Origin of the sequence: Caballeronia sp. ATUFL_M2_KS44 (assembly GCF_023630965.1) — a bacterium.
Taxonomy (GTDB): Bacteria; Pseudomonadota; Gammaproteobacteria; order Burkholderiales; family Burkholderiaceae; genus Caballeronia; species Caballeronia concitans.
Genome location: NZ_JALQEA010000039.1, coordinates 151912 through 164985 on the forward strand (window position 1 = coordinate 151912; position 13074 = coordinate 164985).

Consider the following 13074-nt stretch of genomic DNA (forward strand, 5'->3'; position numbering starts at 1 on the left):
CGCCAACGCACTCACACAATCGGAGCACACGTGAACCAGCCAACCCATATTTCGCCCTTGCCGTTCGATCCATCTTTCGAAGCGATACCCGAGGACGAAGCCGAAACGACACGCGAGTTGGTCGAGACCATGCGGTCCATCACGGAAAAGACATCCCATGATTATGGGCACGCCGTGCGCAGCGTCCACGCGAAAAGCCATGGATTGCTGGACGCCGAACTGACCGTGCTGGATGGTCTGTCGCCCGAACTCGCACAAGGACTCTTTGCTCGTCCCCGTACCTATGCCGTTCAGATGCGCCTCTCGACGAACCCGGGCGACGTGCTTGCGGACAGCGTATCGACGCCACGCGGACTTGCCATCAAGATTTCCGGAGTGGAAGGCGCGCGATTGCCCGGCAGCGAAGGGCAAACGAGCCAGGACTTCGTGATGATCAACGCACCGGCATTCACCGCACCGACGCCGAAAGCATTTCTCAAGAACCTGAAGCTGCTTGCGAAGACTACTGATCGCGCGCCGACGGGAAAGAAGGTGCTGTCGGCCGTGTTGCGAGGAGCGGAGAAAGTGGTGGAAGCAGTGGGCGGCGAAAGCGCGACGCTCAAGAGCCTTGGCGGTCACCCGGAAACGCATATTCTCGGCGAAACGTTCTACACGTGCGTGCCGGTACTTTACGGAAGATACTTCGCAAAGCTAAGTATCGTGCCGATATCGCCGGAGCTGACCGCACTGACTGACGCGCCACTCGACGTGAACGGTCATCCGGATGCTTTGCGCGATGCGGTCAACGCGTTCTTTGCGAGCAATGCCGCAGAGTGGGAAGTGCGCGTTCAACTCGCGACCGATATCGACAAGATGCCGGTGGAAGACGCGTCGGTGCAATGGCCGGAGGACGAAAGTCCTTACGTCGCGGTTGCGCGTCTGCGCGCGAATCGTCAGCCCGCGTGGACCGACGACCGCTCGCGTTCGATCGACGACGGCCTGCTGTTCAGTCCATGGAACGGCATCGCGGAGCATCGGCCCCTGGGCGGCGTGATGCGTTCGCGCAAGCCTGCCTACGAGATGTCCTCGGAATACCGTGGCGCGTTCAACAAGTGCCCGGTGCATCGATAAACCATAGCGTCATGAAACGTCAGGGCGCAGCAATCGCGCCCTGACGTCGATCGATTACGCCGGCACCGCCTCTGCCTTTTGCGCGCGCGACCAGACGCGATGCTTGCTCATCGCTTCGATGAAGCTCGTCATCATGGCCGCCGCATCGCTTCCCGTCGCGATGCCTTCTTCGCCGGTCGGCACTTGCGCTGCATCGAGCAAGGTCTTGCCGTCGCCGACCGCACCGATCGCCTTGAGATGCTTGTACGCTTCGAGCACGAAATGGCGCGCGTCGCCCGAATCGGCGAGCATCTTCGCACTGGCCGCGCCGCCCGCGACGATCACGCCGTCGAACATGATGGACGGCATGCCGAGCAGCGTGGCATCGGCCTCGACGCCTGCTGCGGGCGAGCCGAGCGTCGGCGAGATGACCTTGGCGTGCGCGCCTTCTTTTTCGAGCGCATCCTTCACCGCCTTGATGCTCGCGGCGTCCGCGCCCTTCGCAGCGAGGATGGCCACCTTGCGCGTCTTCACCGAAGGCACGGCCTTCGCGACGATGGACAACGCGGGCGAGTCCTGCACGGACGACTTGCCGAGTTCTTCCGCGCTCGCGTTTTTCTTCGGCGCCGGAAGGCCGAGATTCTCCGCGACGCGCGCCGCCAATGTTTCATCGATGTTGGCGAGAATGCCCAACTGACGCTCGCGGATGTGCTTGCGTTCGACCTTCGACAACTCGAACGAATAACCGCCGACGATATGATCCTTCTCGGGCTCGGTCATGCTGTTCCAGAAGAGCGTCGCTTGCGAATAGTGGTCGGCGAAAGACGGACTGCGCACGCGGATCTTCGAACCTTCCACGCGCTCCGTGTAGCTTTCGAATCCACCGCCCGCGGCCGAAGGCGCGGTTTCCTTGGGCCATCCGTTGTCGATCGAATTGGGTTCGTAAGATGCCTGACCCTTGTCGATCGTCTGCCGATGCATCGCATCGCGCTGGCCGTTATGCAGCGGCGCGAGCGGGCGATTGATCGGAATCTCGTGGAAGTTCGGGCCGCCGAGACGGCTGATCTGCGTGTCCGTGTACGAGAACAAACGGCCTTGCAGAAGCGGGTCGTTCGTGAAGTCGATGCCCGGTACGATATGCCCCGGACAAAACGCGACCTGCTCGGTCTCCGCGAAGAAATTGTCCGGATTGCGGTTGAGCGTGAGCTTGCCGATCATCTTGAGCGGCACCAGCTCTTCGGGAACGATCTTGGTCGGATCGAGCAGGTCGAAGTCGAACTTGTGTTCATCCTCTTCCTCGATGATCTGCACGCCCAGTTCCCACTCCGGGTAATCGCCCATGTCGATCGCGTCCCACAAATCGCGCCGATGAAAGTCGGAGTCCTTTCCCGCGAGCTTTTGCGCTTCGTCCCACAGCAGCGACGCCGAGCCGATGGTCGGACGCCAATGGAACTTCACGAACCGCCCTTTGCCCTGCGCGTTGATGAAGCGGAACGTGTGAATGCCGAAGCCTTCCATCGTGCGCAGGCTCTTGGGAAGCGCGCGGTCCGACATGGTCCACAACACCATGTGCGCCGATTCGGGCACGAGGGAAACGAAGTCCCAGAACGTGTCGTGCGCCGATCCGCCTTGCGGCATCTCGTTGTGCGGCTCGGGCTTGACCGCGTGAACGAAGTCCGGAAACTTGATCGCGTCCTGTATGAAGAACACCGGCATGTTGTTGCCGACGAGATCGAAATTACCTTCGTCCGTGTAGAACTTGACCGCGAAGCCGCGCACATCGCGCACGGTGTCGGCGGAACCGCGCGAGCCTTGCACGGTCGAGAAGCGCACATAGACGGGCGTTTCCTTCGACGGATCCTGCAGGAACGACGCTTTCGTCAGATCGGCTTGCGACTCGTAGACCTTGAACACGCCGTGAGCCGCCGAGCCGCGCGCATGGACGATCCGCTCGGGAATGCGCTCGTGATCGAAGTGCGTGATCTTCTCGCGCATGATGAAGTCTTCGAGCAGCGACGGTCCGCGCTCGCCGGCGCGCAAGGTGTTCTGGTTGTCGGCGATCTTCACGCCCTGGTTGGTCGTGAGCGCCTGACCGGTTGCATCGCTTTTCGAGGCTTCGAGTGCGTCGACTTTGGCGTTGGTGTTGCTTTGCGAAGGCGTGCGAGCGACTTCGCTCGGCGAAGAATTCTTGGGCATGGAAGCTCCTCCTGTGAGCGGGGATTTGCTGCGCAGTTGCAAACTCCGTTCCCGCAGGCGCTTCGCGTCGCGAATTCACGAATTCACGTCGGCGGCGGAGCTTTCGCAGGATTTTCAGAACGCCTATCGTAGGAGTCACCGGCTCGCAACGAGCCTTCACCTTCCAGGAGCGGACATGAGCATTCTCGTCACGGGCAGCACGGGCATCGTCGGCACGCAGGTTCTCGACCATCTCAAGGACAGCGGTGCGGAAATACGCGCGCTGACGCGTTCGCCCGAGCGCGCGCATTTTCCGGCAGGCGTGACGCCGGTGCAGGGCGAACTTGCAGATGTCGATGGACTGCGCCGCGCGATGCAAGACGCGACCACGCTGTTCCTGCTTGCGCCCGTCGCCGCCGACGAGTTCACGCAATCGCTGCAGGCGTTGAGCATCGCGCGCGAGGCAGGCGTGCGCGGCATCGTTTATTTGTCGGTGTTCAAGGGCGACGAATATGTCGACGTTCCGCACTTCAGTTGCAAGCGCACCGCCGAACGCATGATCGAGGCGTTCGACATGCCCGCGACCATTCTCCGTCCCGCGTATTTCATGCAGAACGACATCGGTCAGAAGGAGCCGATGCAGCAGCAAGGCATCTTCGGCATGCCGATCGGAAGCAAGGGCATCTCGATGGTCGATGTGCGCGATATCGGCGATGCAGCCGCGCGCGAGCTTCTGCGCCGCGAGCGATCGGATGTGCCGCTGCCGTCGGAGACATACGCGCTCGTCGGCCCGGACGCGATCACGTCGGCAAGCGTCGCGGCGATCTGGTCCGAAGCGCTCGGGCGCGATGTGAAATACAGCGGCGACGATCTGGACCGGTTCGAATCGACTATGAAGACGATGACGCCGCCGTGGCTCGCGTATGACATGCGGCTGATGCTGCAGCGTTATCAGCAGAATGGAGCCGTGGCATCCGCTGGCGAGATCGAAAGGTTCAGTCAACTGCTCGGGCGCGCGCCGCGCAACTACCGCGATTTCGCGCGCGCCACGGCAAGCGAGTGGGGCGGCAAATAAAGTCCCGAACGCCGCCGCTTCAGTGACCTTTCCTCACACAGCGCTGCATTAATATCCATTGAGCCGCCCCGGCACGTCTCCCATAATGAGCCGCACACACGGCAGACTACAAACGGGAGACAACGTGGAGAAGACGAGCGGACGCGTCGCGGTGGTGACGGGCGGCGCAATGGGCATTGGCGCGGAAACGGCGGAGCAACTCGGCAAGCGTGGCTATCACGTCGTGCTCGCCGATCTCAACAGGGAGAGCGCCGAAGAAACCGCCGCGCGCCTCAACGCGCAGGAGTTGTCGATTTCGGCGGTGCAGATGGATGTCGGCAAGCCCGAGTCCATCGCTTCCGCGTTCGGGCAGATCGCGAAAACGCATGGACGATGTGACGTTCTCGTGAACGGCGCGGGCATCGCCAAACTGGTTCCGTTCATCGACTATCCGCTCGATGCCTTCCTCGACACGATGCAGGTCAACGTGACCGGCACGCTGCTTTGTGCGCAGCACGCCGCGCGGCTGATGGTCGAACGCCGCAGAAATATAGGCTTCGATTCGGCGCGCATCAAACGAAATGATCTCCGCGTGTGAGGAGAAAAAATCACATGACGGCTGGAACGGGCATCACGCGTTTCAAATAAATCGGATGCCTAACTAAATGGTCAGGGGCCGTCGTCGCCCGCGACCCAGCGCAGTTCGCTCAAATAGTCCTGCGTATCCGTGACCATCCATGAACGACGATACTCCACGGGCGCGCCGCGCAAGTCGAACGCCGTTCGAATGGATAGCAACACCGGATGTCCGGCAGGCAAGCCGAAGTCCTCCGCGATGTCATCTGGCAGGAGACACGCCTGCAGCCGGTCTTCCACGCGGCTCACCGATACACCGCATTGCTGTTCGAGGAACGAATAGACGAGATGCGCGCTCGCGCAATCGTCGCCCCATTCGCGTTCGCCGACGCGCGCGTAAGGAAACGCGATGGTCTCGACGACGAGCGGAATGTCGTCGATTGCGCGCCGCCGCCGCAAGCGATAAACCAGCGATCCCGCAGCGAGCTTCAGCGCCGCGCATTCGTCGGCATTGGCGGTGCTGCGTTCGCGCAGCAGGATGGTATCGACGGGAAGGCGCTTCGCGCCGCTTGCTCGATCGACGAGACGAAAGAAGCTCGTGAACGCGCGCTCATTGGTGGCGCGCGCGACGAAGGTGCCGCGCCCGCGATGCCGCGTGACCAGACCTTGTCCGCTCAATACGTCGAATGCCTTGCGAACGGTGCCCACGCTGACTTTCAATTCTTTGGCGAGCGCCTCTTCGCCCGGCAGCAATTGCCCCGGCAGCCATTCGCCACCGACGATACGTTCGCGAATATGTCGTGCAAGGCGCACGAAAGCCGGGCTTAAGTCGAGAGAGTCCATGCGCGAATTCTATACAGAATGTAGAAGCAACTCTATAGAATTTGATTCCCAAGTCCTCGACTTCTTCATAAAGTTCATCTCGACGCTCGCAGGCCGGCTTGCCCGTCCGCGACACGACTTTCACGCTGTCGAGACCCTTCATGAATCGAAACGTCCATCGCATCACCTCAGTCGAAGCACTGCACATCGGCCAGTTCCTCTATGCACGCATCCGCACCGAAGCCGGTCTCACCGGCTACGGCGAAGCGGGATCGTGGGGGCATATCGAAGCGGCGAAGGCGGCGCTCGAAAAGTTCGGCAAGTATCTCGTCGGTCAGGATGCGAATCAGATCGAACTGCACTGGAACGTGATGCAGCGCTTCTCGCACTTTCGCGGCACGGCGGTGAACGCGGCGGTGTCGGCCATCGATATCGCATTGTGGGACTTGCTCGGCAAGCGCCTGCAGGCGCCCGTGTGGCAATTGCTCGGCGGCGCTTACCGCGACAAGCTGCGCGTGTACGGCCACGTGTATGCCGAGACGCTGGAAGAGGTGCTCGCCGATTGCCGGCGTCTGCGCGGCGAAGGCTTCACGGCGGTCGGCCACATCAACCCGTTCCTCGACGAACCCGAAGGCGAAGCGTATTTCCGCTCGCATGCGGGCAAGGTGCGCGACGCCAAGGAGCGCGTGATGGCGTTCCGCGAAGCGGTCGGCCCGGATGTCGATCTGCTGATCGAGATGCATCGGCGTTTGTCGCCGGCCGAAGCCATCGCGATCGGTCAAGTGCTGGAACCGCTCACGCCGATGTGGCTCGAAGACCCGCTGCGCCCCGAGTTCTATCCGCAAATGACGACGGTCGGCCACGCGATTCGCGTTCCCATCGCAACGGGCGAGCGCTTCTCGACGCCCGCCGAATTCCACATGCAACTCGCGGGCGGCGGCGTGCGTTACGCGCGCACGTCGGTGTGCGTGTGCGGCGGCATCACCGGGGCGAAGAAGATCGCGGCGCTCGCGGAGGCGCAGAACGTCGATATCGCGCCTCACAATCCGCTCTCGCCGATCAGTCTCGCAGCGTGCATGCAGGTCGCCACCGCCGTGCCGAACTTCGCCATCCAGGAGTATCCGACCGGCTTCGAGAACCTCGTGCTGAAGTCCGGGCAGAAGCTGCTCGGCTCCGATCTCGTGAAGAGCCATCCGGTGCCGCAAGCGGGCTTCATCACGGTGACGGATGCGCCGGGCATCGGCGTCGAATTGCACGACGATGTCGAAACGCTGCGCGAGCCGCTGTATCGGCCGGTATCGATGCGCCGCACCATCGACGGCGCGCCGATGGATCAATAACGCACCCGAACGCACGAAGGACCGCCATGCCTCATCTGATCATCGATCATTCGCCGCGCGTCTTCGAAGACAGCGATCACGCGCCCTTGCTCGCCGCGCTCAACGAAGCGCTCGTCGGAAGCGGCGCGATCAAGGACGAAGCCGATCTGAAATCGCGCGTCGTGTGCGGCACGGCGATGCGCGTCGGCACCGCGAACGATGCGCGCGGCTACGTGCATGCGCAGTTGCGCCTGCTGCCCGGACGCGACGTGCAGACGCGGGCGCGGCTTGCATCGCTGATTGCGGATGTGCTGCGCGCGCGCTGCCGCCGGTTGCCGGACACGGTCGTCAAGCTGAGCGTGGAGATCGTCGAAATGGACGGCGGCTCGTACGTGAAGGAAACGCTCTGACGCGCGCGGCCCGCGCTCTTTCTCGCGAGCCGCAACATCAATACAAATCAACAGGAGACCGCCATGAACCACACTACAGCAGAGGTCCAGGGCGTCGGCAGGAATCGCTGGCTGATCGTTTTGCCGATGACGTTCGCCGTCTACATGCTGTCGTACTTCGACCGCGTGAACATTGCGATGGCATTGCCGCACATGTCGAAGGAACTCGGCCTCACGTCGGTGCAGGCCGGTTGGATCGGCGGCGCGTTCGCGTGGGGCTACGCGTTCACGCAACTGCTCGCCGGATGGCTTGCGCTGAAGTTCGGCGCGCGCCGGCTGGTCGCGATCTGCCTCGTGCTGTTCGGCGGCGCAGCGATGCTCACGGGCTTCGCGCATTCGTTCTGGCAGATTCTGTCCGTGCGCATTCTGCTCGGCTGCGCGGAAGGCCCGGTCTATGCGGCCACGTCCATGCTTCTCGCGCAATGGTTCATGAAGGCCGAGCGCGGGCGCGCATTCGGCATCTGGAATCTGGGCGCGCCGCTCGGCGGCTTTCTCGCGGGGCCGATTTCCGGCGCGCTGATCTCGCATTACGACTGGCGCGTGATGCTCATCGCGGAAGGCTTGCCCGCGTGGATCTTCTGCATCGTCTGGTTCAAGGCGATTCCGCAAAGTCTCGACCTCGCGCGCTGGCTCGGCGGCGAAGACCGCGCGTTCATCCAGCGCGATCTGGCGGATGAGCAGGCCGCCTATGCCAAGCCGGAAAGCGACCCGTGGTGGACCATCTTCAGCGAGCCGGCCGTGTGGCTGCTGACGCTCGGCTTCGGTCTCAACACGATTCTGCTTTACGGCACGACGCTGTGGCTGCCGACCGTGCTGAAGTCGTACGGCACGCTCGGCGAAACGACCATCGGCTTTCTGGCGGGCGCGCCCTTCGTGATGTCGATGCTCGGCATCTACTACATCAGCCGCCGCTCCGACCGTCACGGCCAGGAACGCCGCTGGCACGCCGCCGTGCCGACGATGCTCACCGGTCTCTTGATGATCTGCGCGGCGTACGTCCCGGCGTCGCTCTTCTGGCTGCAGATCGCGCTCTTCATTGCGCTCGGCTTCACGTTGAAGATGCTGATGCCGCTCGTTTTCGCGCGTCTCACCGAGATTCTGCCGATGCGCAAGGCGATGCCCGCCGTCGCGTTCGTGAGCGGCGTCGGCAATCTGATCGGGCAATTTCTCGGGCCGCTCGTGGTGGGCTACGTGCGATCGATGTCGTCGGACTACAAGTTGTCGCTGCTGGCGCTGGGGGTATCGGCGGTGGCGGGCGGCGTGGCGATTGCGTTGTCCAGGACGCGGGCCGAACGCGAACCGCAATACGCCGACGCGGGCTTGCGGCAACAAGGCGAAGCCAAGTAACGAAGCGCTTGCTGCTTATCGCGGGCGAGGGCGCGCGCCTGCGATGCTGGACACGGCCCAGGCGCTTCGAATGGTTCGATGCGACCACGCGATTCTGGCCGCACGCCGCGCGACGGCAGCCCGTGTTCCTGATCTTCGACGACCTGCATTGCGCCGATCCGACCTCGGTGCGCCTGCTCGCGTTCTTCGCGAACCTTCCGTCTATATGCAAGCGAAGACGAATCGCGCGCCTGGGTCGAAACGTTCAAGCATCATTGAAGAAGATAAACGAACGTTCGGCGCAAGTGTGACTGCGGCTGCCCGGGAGATATGCTCTATTCTCTGCTATAAGGCTTGCCGCGCGCGAATCCAATCGCGTCTGGAAAACGGAGGTGCGTAATGGCCTACCTTCAGCATGGCGCGAACGGAACGTTGCGCACTTTGAGGGATCTTCCGTGCCCGCCCGGTCTGCCTCTCCTGGGCAATCTTTTCCAGTTAAAGCCGGCAAAGCTGCATCTGACGCTCGAGCATTGGGCCGAGCGTTTGGGATCGCCTTATCGCGTGCAATTGGGGACCATTCCGATCACCGTGTGGACGCAAGCCGATCTCTTTCAGACCGTGATGCGCGAGCGTCCTCATATCTACAGACGCATCGAGCCGATGGAATCCGTGATGGCCGAACTCGGCGGAAACGGCTTGTTTTCCGCGGAAGGCGAGGCATGGGCGCCGCAGCGACGGCTGGTGATGCATGCGTTGTCTCCATCGAACATCAAGTCGTTCTTTCCGACGCTCGCGGCTATCACCGAACGTTTTCTCGTCCGTTTGCAGGACGCTGCGGCCGCTCGCAGAACGCTCGAAATGACCGACGAACTCAAACGCTTCACAGTGGATGTAACGAGCACGCTCGCGTTCGGCGAAGATCCGCACACGCTGGAACAAGAGCGGGGCGTCATACAGGAACAGCTCGCGCTCATTCCGCCTGCGTTGATGCGGCGCGTCTCGGCGCTCTTTCCGTATTGGCGCTATGTGAGGCTTCCGCAGGATAGGCGGCTTGAGCGTGCGATGGTGCGAATTCATGAGTACATCGAACGAATAATCGAGCGCGCGCGAACGCGATTATCCGATTCTCCGGATTCGCCTCCCGGCAACTTACTGGAAGCGATGCTATTGGCGCACGATGAGCACGCATCGAAAGTCACTGACGAACTCATTGCGGCGAACGTGCTGACGTTGCTCGTGGCGGGCGAAGATACGACAGCGAACGCCATCGCGTGGGCGCTCATGTACATTGCAACGGATGCGTCCCTGCAAAAGCGCTTGTTCGACGAATCGTTCGCGACGATGGGTTATAGCAGCATATGTCCGGACTTCGAAGCGCTGAAGGGCCTCGATCTTTGCGAAGCCGTGTGCAGCGAGGCGCTGCGCTTGCGCCCCGTGGCCGCGATACAGACATTCGAGCCGCTAAGCGAGGTGAACGTCGGTGGCGTGCTGATACCGCCCGGCACGCGCATGTTTTATCTCACGCGTCCTGCCATGCTCGACCCGACGCACTTCAGGCAACCGGAGGCATTCTTGCCGGAACGTTGGCTCCAGCCGCGAACCGCAGGCAACGGACCGCATGAACAGAAGGCTTATCTGGCGTTCGGCGCGGGGCCGCGCGTGTGTCCGGGACGCTATCTGGCAGCGGTGGAAATGCGGCTTGTCATATCGATGATGGTCAGGCGATTCGAGATCGAACTGGATGCCGATCCGGAAAGCATCGAGGAAGTATCGGCGTTCACGATGGTGCCGAACCGGATGCCTATCAAGCTCATGACGCGAAGCTGAACTCGTTCGACGCGAAACACCGAACACCTTACGCATTCATGACATTTCCGCATGACCGTCTTTTATCGTAACTACTGATTTAGCGCGCGACACGCGAGTGTTACTGTTTGTCGGCAGATCCTTAATTGCTGAACGTGATGTGTCTGGCTGGCGTCGCTCCACGATGGACTACAAAGAGGAGACGGATGATGTCAAAGGGCAGGACGTGGCGGGGGATGAGTACGGTTATCGCAACCGGTACGGCAATGGCGGGGCTGAGTCTATCGGTCGCGGCGCACGCGGCAGGAGAGCCGATCAAGATCGGCGTCATCAGCGAAGAGTCCGCGGTCGCGGGCGCTTCCATCAGCAAGGCCGCGCAACTCGCGGCGGAAGAGATCAACGCGAAGGGCGGCGTCGACGGCCGGCAGATACAGATCATCGCGTATGACGATCATTCATCGGCGTCCGACGGCGTGCGCGCATTCCAGCGCGCGGCGAGCCAGGACAAGGTGGTCGCGATCATCGGCAGCTATATCAGCGAAGTCGCGCTCGCGATGGAGCCGTGGTCCGCGCGTCTCAAGATGCCGTTCATCACGCCGGGCGCGGCGAGCAACGAAATCTCCAAGCGCGTTCACGACGACTACAACAACTACAAGTACACGTTCCACGGCTGGATGACATCGGCGTTCATCGCGCAGTCCATCTGCGATTTCTCGCATGACGTGCTCGTCGGCGAGTTCAAGATGAAGACGACCGTCGTGATGAGCGAGGACGCCGCGTGGACCAAGCCGCTCGACGAACGCTACCTCGAATGCCTGCCGAAAGCGGGCCTCAAGGTGCTGGACCATATCCGCTTCAATCCGGATACGTCGGACTTCACGCCGATCTTCAACCAGATCGAAGCGAAGCATCCGGACACGATCACCACGGGTATCAGTCACGTGGGCGTGCAGCCGACCGTGCAATGGCACGATCAGCAGGTGCCCATTCCGATGACCGGCCAAAGCTCGCAAGCCACGACGACGAGCTTCTGGAAAGACACCAACGGCGCGACCGAAGGCGTCATCACGGCATCGGCGGCGGCGCCGGGCGTCGCGGTGACGCCGAAGACCGTGCCTTTCGTCGATTCGTATCAGAACCACTTCGCCGGGGTATCGCCCGCCTATGACGGCTTCACGAGCTATGACCTCGTGTACATCATCGCGGATGCGATTCATCGCAACCAGGGCTCGACCGATCCCGACAAGATGGTCGATGCGCTCGAAAAGACCGACTATGTCGGCACGATCGGGCGCTGGCAGTTCTATGGCAAGAACGATCAGTTCACGCATGCGCTGAAGTACGGTGAAGGCTATATCACCGGCATCAACCTGCAATGGCAAAACGGCAAGCAAGTGGCGATCTGGCCCAAGTCGGTGGCGAACGCGAAGGTGAAGTTTCCGGCCTTCGTGAAGGTGCAGTCCGCCGCGAACTGAGCGCGTCGAAGGCGAGCGCATGCGTCCCGATGCGCTCGCTCGCTCGTTCGCGCGAGCGGCGGGGACCGCTTCCCTTTGCATCGACACCGACACATGAAGGGCCGTTATGTTGCCACTGCAAATACTGATCGACGGCTTCGCGATCAGCTCGCTCTATGCGCTCGGCGCGATCGGTTTCACGTTGATCTTCGGCGTGTCCGGCGTGCTCAATCTCGCGCACGGCGGCGTCATGCTGGTTGCGGCGCTGCTTGGCTGGGCGCTCGCAGGCGAAGCGGGGCTGGGGACGTATCTCGGCACGCTGCTCGGCGTGATCTGCGGAATGATCGCCGCGTTCATCACCTATTTCATGGTGGTGCGGCCCATTCAGCGTTCGGCTGCCATCCCTCGTGAAGAGAAAGAGATCTTCGTGCTCACGGGCACGCTGCTGTGGGGCATCATGATCCAGCAGGGCATGGCCTATCTTTTCTCCGACAACCCGATCACGATGCGCCCGCTCATTCCCGGCGTGCTGAGCATCGCGGGCGTGCGCGTGCCTTACAACGAGATCATGATCGCGCTCGTATGCTGGGTCGTCATCGGCTTGTTGTGGCTCTTCGTGAATCGCACGAAAGCGGGCAAGGCGCTGCTCGCGGCGTCGATGAATCCGCGCGGTCTCACGCTGCTCGGCTTCGAGCTTTCGCGCATCTATCTGCTTGCGTGGACGCTTTATGGCGTGCTGGCCGGCGTCGCGGGCGTGCTGCTCGCGTCGTTTCTCGGCGTGAGCACGAACAACACCGGGCAACTCACGGCGAGCGCATTTTCCATCGTGGTGCTGGGCGGATTGGGAAGCGTGTCCGGCTCGCTGATGGCCGCTTACGTCGTCGGCTATCTCGAGACCGTCACCGCGTATCTCATCGCGCCGACGTTGCGGCCGCTGCCCGCGCTGCTGCTGCTCGTGCTCGTCGTGTATGTGCGGCCGCAAGGCTTTCTCGGACGGCGCTAAT

The 13074-nt window shown here is 62.1% G+C and carries 11 protein-coding genes; 9 read left to right on the plus strand and 2 right to left on the minus strand.

Translation table 11 applies throughout. From position 1 onward, the window contains the following. Positions 1-30: 30 nt before the first annotated feature. On the plus strand, positions 31-1110 hold the full coding sequence (locus tag NCR39_RS16025; RefSeq protein WP_250453071.1) for a catalase family protein: 1080 nt from the start codon (positions 31-33) through the stop codon (positions 1108-1110). Between the two features lie 54 nt (positions 1111-1164). Here the strand turns inward: NCR39_RS16025 and katE are convergent, their stop codons facing one another. Continuing rightward, the gene (katE, locus tag NCR39_RS16030) at positions 1165-3285 is read right to left on the minus strand and encodes a catalase HPII (RefSeq protein WP_250453072.1); all 2121 of its coding nucleotides are present in this window, start codon (positions 3283-3285) and stop codon (positions 1165-1167) included. Positions 3286-3460: 175 nt separating this feature from the next. Between katE and NCR39_RS16035 the strand changes: the two genes are divergently transcribed. Next, positions 3461-4339, plus strand: a complete 879-nt coding sequence (locus NCR39_RS16035) for an SDR family oxidoreductase (RefSeq protein ID WP_250453073.1) — start codon at positions 3461-3463, stop codon at positions 4337-4339. Positions 4340-4463: 124 nt separating this feature from the next. Continuing rightward, positions 4464-4916, plus strand: coding sequence for an SDR family NAD(P)-dependent oxidoreductase (locus NCR39_RS16040; RefSeq protein WP_250453074.1), 453 nt, complete (start codon positions 4464-4466; stop codon positions 4914-4916). Positions 4917-4987: 71 nt separating this feature from the next. On the opposite strand, the gene NCR39_RS16045 is transcribed toward NCR39_RS16040, so the two are convergent. Then, complete coding sequence (locus tag NCR39_RS16045) at positions 4988-5737, minus strand: GntR family transcriptional regulator (protein ID WP_250453075.1); 750 nt, start codon at positions 5735-5737, stop codon at positions 4988-4990. Between the two features lie 140 nt (positions 5738-5877). Here NCR39_RS16045 and NCR39_RS16050 point away from each other — a divergent pair, with 140 nt between their 5' ends. From NCR39_RS16050 to NCR39_RS16075, 6 genes are all read left to right on the plus strand, one after another. Then, the gene (locus NCR39_RS16050; protein WP_250453076.1) at positions 5878-7056 is read left to right on the plus strand and encodes a mandelate racemase/muconate lactonizing enzyme family protein; all 1179 of its coding nucleotides are present in this window, start codon (positions 5878-5880) and stop codon (positions 7054-7056) included. A 26-nt stretch (positions 7057-7082) separates the two neighbouring features. Further along, positions 7083-7445 carry a 5-carboxymethyl-2-hydroxymuconate Delta-isomerase gene (locus tag NCR39_RS16055; protein WP_250453077.1) on the plus strand — a complete coding sequence of 121 codons (363 nt, stop codon included), beginning with the start codon at positions 7083-7085 and terminating at the stop codon, positions 7443-7445. 63 nt (positions 7446-7508) lie between these two features. Beyond that, positions 7509-8831, plus strand: coding sequence for an MFS transporter (locus NCR39_RS16060; RefSeq protein WP_250453078.1), 1323 nt, complete (start codon positions 7509-7511; stop codon positions 8829-8831). 378 nt (positions 8832-9209) lie between these two features. Then, the gene (locus NCR39_RS16065; RefSeq protein WP_250453079.1) at positions 9210-10637 is read left to right on the plus strand and encodes a cytochrome P450; all 1428 of its coding nucleotides are present in this window, start codon (positions 9210-9212) and stop codon (positions 10635-10637) included. A 215-nt stretch (positions 10638-10852) separates the two neighbouring features. After that, positions 10853-12091 carry an ABC transporter substrate-binding protein gene (locus NCR39_RS16070; protein ID WP_250453080.1) on the plus strand — a complete coding sequence of 413 codons (1239 nt, stop codon included), beginning with the start codon at positions 10853-10855 and terminating at the stop codon, positions 12089-12091. Positions 12092-12197: 106 nt separating this feature from the next. Then, positions 12198-13073, plus strand: a complete 876-nt coding sequence (locus NCR39_RS16075; protein WP_250453081.1) for a branched-chain amino acid ABC transporter permease — start codon at positions 12198-12200, stop codon at positions 13071-13073. The last annotated feature ends 1 nt before the right edge of the window (position 13074 follow it).

Bases quoted from the DNA above. Each gene is read 5' to 3' on its own strand.
- katE (WP_250453072.1), bottom strand. From the start codon at position 3,285: ATGCCCAAGAATTCTTCGCCGAGCGAAGTCGCTCGCACGCCTTCGCAA.
- NCR39_RS16035 (WP_250453073.1), top strand. From the start codon at position 3,461: ATGAGCATTCTCGTCACGGGCAGCACGGGCATCGTCGGCACGCAGGTT.
- NCR39_RS16045 (WP_250453075.1), bottom strand. From the start codon at position 5,737: ATGGACTCTCTCGACTTAAGCCCGGCTTTCGTGCGCCTTGCACGACAT.
- NCR39_RS16050 (WP_250453076.1), top strand. From the start codon at position 5,878: ATGAATCGAAACGTCCATCGCATCACCTCAGTCGAAGCACTGCACATC.
- NCR39_RS16055 (WP_250453077.1), top strand. From the start codon at position 7,083: ATGCCTCATCTGATCATCGATCATTCGCCGCGCGTCTTCGAAGACAGC.
- NCR39_RS16060 (WP_250453078.1), top strand. From the start codon at position 7,509: ATGAACCACACTACAGCAGAGGTCCAGGGCGTCGGCAGGAATCGCTGG.
- NCR39_RS16065 (WP_250453079.1), top strand. From the start codon at position 9,210: ATGGCCTACCTTCAGCATGGCGCGAACGGAACGTTGCGCACTTTGAGG.
- NCR39_RS16070 (WP_250453080.1), top strand. From the start codon at position 10,853: ATGAGTACGGTTATCGCAACCGGTACGGCAATGGCGGGGCTGAGTCTA.
- NCR39_RS16075 (WP_250453081.1), top strand. From the start codon at position 12,198: ATGTTGCCACTGCAAATACTGATCGACGGCTTCGCGATCAGCTCGCTC.